Source organism: Pseudomonas juntendi (assembly GCF_009932375.1).
GTDB lineage: Bacteria > Pseudomonadota > Gammaproteobacteria > Pseudomonadales > Pseudomonadaceae > Aquipseudomonas > Aquipseudomonas juntendi.
Genome location: NZ_BLJG01000313.1, coordinates 1 through 4,865 on the forward strand (window position 1 = coordinate 1; position 4,865 = coordinate 4,865).

The 4,865-nt window shown below is 65.7% G+C and carries 7 protein-coding genes; all 7 read left to right on the forward strand.

Features of this window, described 5'->3' with window-relative positions; translation table 11 throughout:
* Window positions 1-175 precede the first annotated feature (175 nt).
* Genes pocA through murB form a run of 7 tightly spaced genes read left to right on the forward strand, consistent with a single transcriptional unit; the run spans window position 176 to window position 4,713 of the window.
* Window positions 176-811 (forward strand): flagellar polar localization protein PocA, encoded by a 636-nt coding sequence (gene pocA / locus GYA94_RS25320; RefSeq protein ID WP_161893344.1) that lies wholly within the window; start codon window positions 176-178, stop codon window positions 809-811.
* Window positions 808-1,242, forward strand: a complete 435-nt coding sequence (gene pocB, locus GYA94_RS25325) for a flagellar polar localization protein PocB (RefSeq protein ID WP_161893345.1) — start codon at window positions 808-810, stop codon at window positions 1,240-1,242. Before pocA ends, pocB begins: the two co-directional genes overlap by 4 nt.
* Window positions 1,242-2,243 (forward strand): tetraacyldisaccharide 4'-kinase, encoded by a 1,002-nt coding sequence (gene lpxK, locus GYA94_RS25330; protein WP_110679696.1) that lies wholly within the window; start codon window positions 1,242-1,244, stop codon window positions 2,241-2,243. The genes pocB and lpxK overlap by 1 nt, the downstream gene beginning before the upstream one ends.
* A gap of 43 nt (window positions 2,244-2,286) precedes the next feature.
* Window positions 2,287-2,472 carry a Trm112 family protein gene (locus GYA94_RS25335; RefSeq protein ID WP_003247142.1) on the forward strand — a complete coding sequence of 62 codons (186 nt, stop codon included), beginning with the start codon at window positions 2,287-2,289 and terminating at the stop codon, window positions 2,470-2,472.
* On the forward strand, window positions 2,469-3,233 hold the full coding sequence (kdsB, locus tag GYA94_RS25340; RefSeq protein ID WP_161893346.1) for a 3-deoxy-manno-octulosonate cytidylyltransferase: 765 nt from the start codon (window positions 2,469-2,471) through the stop codon (window positions 3,231-3,233). Before GYA94_RS25335 ends, kdsB begins: the two co-directional genes overlap by 4 nt.
* Window positions 3,233-3,697: a low molecular weight protein-tyrosine-phosphatase gene (locus GYA94_RS25345; protein ID WP_009685205.1), complete on the forward strand. Its 465-nt coding sequence runs from the start codon at window positions 3,233-3,235 to the stop codon at window positions 3,695-3,697. Before kdsB ends, GYA94_RS25345 begins: the two co-directional genes overlap by 1 nt.
* Window positions 3,694-4,713 carry a UDP-N-acetylmuramate dehydrogenase gene (gene murB, locus GYA94_RS25350; RefSeq protein ID WP_054905784.1) on the forward strand — a complete coding sequence of 340 codons (1,020 nt, stop codon included), beginning with the start codon at window positions 3,694-3,696 and terminating at the stop codon, window positions 4,711-4,713. The genes GYA94_RS25345 and murB overlap by 4 nt, the downstream gene beginning before the upstream one ends.
* The last annotated feature ends 152 nt before the right edge of the window (window positions 4,714-4,865 follow it).

The following is a 4,865-nucleotide window of genomic DNA, read 5'->3' on the forward strand; positions in this document are numbered from 1 at the left end:
GCAGCGCCGGCGATGCGCCGCGCGGGCGGCGCTCGATCTCACAGGCGCTGGAAAACCCAAGGCATGCACCTGTCAGCTCTGATACCCATCCAAGGCATGCTCCCTGACCTCCGGCAGATGAGCCTCCGCCGTGCCTATGGTAGAGTGGCGGCCTTTATCCGAAGGGGCGTTTACTGTGTGGGAATTGGTCAAGTCCGGTGGTTGGATGATGCTGCCGATCATTCTGAGCTCCATCGCTGCCATGGCTATCGTCATCGAGCGCCTGTGGACCCTGCGCGCCAGCCGCGTCACCCCGCCACACTTGCTGGGCCAGGTCTGGATATGGATCAAGGACAAGCAACTCACCAGTGACAAACTCAAGGCGCTGCGCGCCGATTCGCCACTGGGTGAGATCCTCGCCGCGGGCCTGGCCAATTCGCGCCATGGCCGCGAAATCATGAAAGAGTGCATCGAAGAGGCAGCTTCGCGCGTTATCCACGAGCTGGAGCGCTACATCAGCACCCTCGGCACCATCGCCGCCATGGCCCCGCTGCTGGGCCTGCTGGGCACCGTGCTGGGCATGATCGACATCTTCAGTGCCTTCATGGGCACGCAGATGACCGCCAACGCCGCGGTACTGGCCGGTGGTATTTCCAAGGCCCTGGTCACCACGGCGGCGGGCCTGATGGTTGGTATTCCGGCGGTGTTCTTCCACCGTTTCCTGCTGCGCCGCATCGATGAACTGGTGGTGGGCATGGAGCAGGAGGCGATCAAGCTGGTGGAAGTGCTGCAGGGCGACCGCGAAGTGGAAGTGGCCGGAGGCAAGGTGTGAAGTTCCGGCGCAATCGCCAGCGGGAGAACGTCGACATCAACCTGGCGTCGCTGATCGACGTGGTGTTCGTGCTGCTGCTGTTCTTCGTGGTCACCACCACCTTCACCCGTGAAACGCAGCTGCGGGTCGAGCTGCCGGAGGCCGCCAGTGCCGAGCAGGCGCCGGCCGACCAGGGCAAGCTGGTGGAAATCACCATCAGCGCCGAAGGCGTGTACTCGGTGAACAACCACCTGCTGCCCAAGAGCGACCTGGCCACCCTGAGCGAGGCCATCGAGCGTGAGTCGGGTGGTGACAACCAGCTGCCGCTGGCCATCAGTGCCGATGGCAAGACCCCGCACCAGGCTGTGGTCACTGCGATGGATGCTGCCGGCAAGCTCGGCTTCAGCCAATTGCGCATGACCACCGTCGAGGCGGCCCAGGGCACGCCCTGATGGCTATCGCCGACCGCCTGCTCGCCGCCTGGTACGCCGGGCACCCGGCGCTGGCGCTGCTGCGCCCGCTGGAGGCGTTGTACCGCCGCGTGGTCACGCGCAAGCGCGCGCGTTTTCTAAAGGGTGAAAGTGCCAGCTACCGCGCACCGGTGCCGGTCATCGTGGTGGGCAATATCACCGTGGGTGGCACCGGCAAGACACCGATGATTCTCTGGCTGATCGAGCATTGCCGCCAGCAGGGGCTGAACGTCGGCGTGGTCAGCCGTGGCTATGGCGCCAAACCGCCGCAGTTGCCGTGGCGGGTGTTGGCCGACCAGTCTGCCGAACAGGCCGGGGACGAACCGCTGCTGATCGTGCAGCGCAGCGGGGTACCGCTGATGATCGACCCGGATCGCGCCCGCGCCGTGCAGGCCCTGCTGGCCAGTGAACCGCTGGACCTGATCCTGTGTGATGACGGCATGCAACACTACCGCCTGGCACGTGACCTGGAGCTGGTCCTGATCGATGCCGCGCGTGGCCTGGGCAACGGCCGCTGCCTGCCGGCCGGCCCGCTGCGCGAGCCTGCCGAACGCCTGCAGGGCGCCGATGCGGTGCTGTTCAATGGTGCCGGCGAAGACCGTGCCGGTGGCTTTGGCCTGCGCCTGCAGCCATCCGCACTGGTCAACCTGCGCAGTGGCGAACGCCGCCCACTCGACCACTTTCCCGCCGGCCAGCGCCTGCACGCGGTGGCCGGTATCGGCAACCCGCAACGTTTCTTCAATACCCTGCAGGGGCTAAACTGGCAGCCGCTGCCGCACCCTTTTGCCGACCATGCACACTTCAGCGCCCGGAGCCTGGCCTTCAGCCCACCGCTACCGCTGGTCATGACCGAGAAGGACGCCGTGAAATGCCGCGCCTTCGCCGCCGACGACTGGTGGTACCTGGCTGTCGAAGCACAGCCCACGCCGGCATTCAGCGCCTGGTTCGACAGCCAGCTGCAGCGTTTGCTGCACAAGCCCTGAGCCCGTTTTCATTTCTGGCCATCTGGCCTAAAGGAAGCCTTCAATGGACACCAAACTGCTCGATATCCTCGCCTGCCCGATCACCAAGGGCCCGCTCAAGCTCAGCGCCGACAAGACCGAGCTGATCAGCAAGGGTGCCGGCCTGGCCTACCCGATTCGCGACGGTATCCCGGTCATGCTGGAGAGTGAAGCACGTACCCTGACCGACGACGAGCGCCTGGACAAATGAGCCTGAACTACACCGTGGTGATTCCTGCCCGCCTGCGTTCCACGCGCTTGCCAGGCAAGCCGCTGCTGGCCATCGCCGGCAAGCCGATGGTGCAACATGTATGGGAGCAGGCGCGCAAGAGCGCGGCCAGCCGCGTGGTCATCGCTACCGACGATGCCAGCATCTTCGAAGCTTGCCAGGCATTTGGCGCCGAAGTGCTGATGACCCGTGTCGACCAGGAGTCGGGTACCGACCGCCTGGCTGAAGTGGCGACGCAACTGGGCCTGGCGGCCGATGCCATCGTGGTCAACGTGCAGGGTGACGAGCCGCTGATCCCGCCGGTGATCATCGACCAGGTAGCTGCCAACCTGGCTGCCCACCCGCAAGCGGCCATCGCCACCCTGGCCGAGCAGATCCATGAGCCGGAAACCGTGTTCAACCCCAATGCGGTGAAGGTGGTCAGCGACAAGCACGGCCTTGCCCTGAGCTTCAGCCGGGCGCCGCTGCCGTGGGCGCGTGACACCTTCGCCAAAGGCCAGGACCAGTTGCCAGCCGGCGTGCCTTACCGCCGCCATATCGGCATGTACGCCTACCGCGTGGGCTTCCTCCACGACTTCGTCAGCTGGGGCCCCTGCTGGCTGGAGCAGACCGAAGCCCTGGAGCAGTTGCGTGCCCTGTGGCACGGTGTGCGCATCCACGTCGAGGACGCGATCGAGGCGCCTGCCGTGGGTGTAGACACCGCAGAAGACCTGGAGCGCGTACGGCGCTTGCTGGAGGCCTGATGCGCGTACTGTTCGTGTGCCTGGGCAACATTTGCCGCTCGCCCACTGCCGAAGGCGTGCTGCGCCACCAGCTGCAGGCCGCCGGGCTCGCCGACCGCGTGCAGGTGGCCTCCGCGGGTACGGGCGACTGGCACGTTGGCAAACCACCCGACAGCCGCACCTGCAAGGCGGCGCTGGCGCGTGGCTATGACTTGTCCAGGCAACGCGCGCAGCAGGTCAAGCAGCGGCACTTCGCCGAATACGACCTGGTGCTGGCCATGGACGAGAGCAACCTTCGCGACCTGCGTGCCCTGCGCCCGCCAACGGCGACGGGCGAGCTTGACCTGTTCCTGCGCCGCTATGGTGCGGCATTGGATGAAGTGCCTGACCCGTACTACGGCGGCGCCGATGGCTTCGAGCAGGTACTCGACCTGATCGAATCGGCCTGCCAGGCGCTGGTGCTGGAAATCAAGGGGCGGTTATGACCGGGCAATGGCAGGAGCAGGTATCGCTCAAGCCTTACAACACCTTCGGCATCGACGTGAAGGCGCGTTATTTCAGCCAGGCCCGCAATGACCTGCATGTGCGCCAGGCGCTGAGCCAGGCTCAGCGCCTGGCGTTGCCAGTGCTGGTGATCGGGGGCGGCAGCAACCTGCTGCTGACGCGCGATATCGATGCGCTGGTCTTGCACATGGCCAGCCAGGGCCGCCGGGTGCTCAGTGATGACGGCGAGCATGTGGTGGTCGAAGCCGAGGCCGGCGAGCCCTGGCACCCGTTCGTGCAGTGGACCCTGGCGCAGGGTTTTTGCGGCTTGGAGAACCTCAGCCTGATCCCTGGCACCGTGGGCGCTGCACCCATGCAGAACGTGGGTGCCTACGGGGTGGAGATCAAGGATGTGTTCGTCGGCCTTACGGCCCTGGACCGCGAGACGGGCGAGCTGCGCGACTTCGCGCTGGCGGACTGTGCCTTCGGTTACCGCGACAGCGTATTTAAGCGTAACCCAGGCCGGTGGTTGATCCTGCGGGTGCGGTTTGCCTTGAGCCGTACCCTGCACGCGCACCTGGACTACGGCCCGGTCCGCCAGCGCCTGGCAGAGCAGGGCGTGACCGAACCGACGGCGCAGGCGATCAGCGATGCGATCTGCAGCATTCGCCGCGAAAAGCTGCCAGACCCGGCCGAGCTGGGTAATGCCGGGAGCTTCTTCAAGAACCCGGTGGTTTCGGCCGAATGCGTGGCGCGCATCCGTGCGCAGTACCCCGGCGTGGTCGCCTATCCGCAGGCTGACGGTCAGGTAAAGCTGGCCGCAGGCTGGTTGATCGAGCAGGCAGGCTGGAAGGGCTATCGCGAGGGTGATGCCGGGGTGCATCGCTTGCAGTCGCTGGTGCTGGTCAACCATGGCCAGGCGAGCGGGGCGCAGATGCATGCGCTGGCGCGACGGATCCAGGCCGATATCCTCGAACGGTTCGGGGTTGAGCTGGAGATGGAGCCTAACCTGTACTGAATTAGAGGGCGGTGCAGAACCTGTAGGAGCGGCCTTGTGTCGCGATGGGGCGCAAAGCGGCCCCAGGAATATTTGCATTGACGCTGAAATCTGGGGCCGCTACGCGCCCCATCGCGACACAAGGCCGCTCCTACGTAAGCGTCCGGCGAACT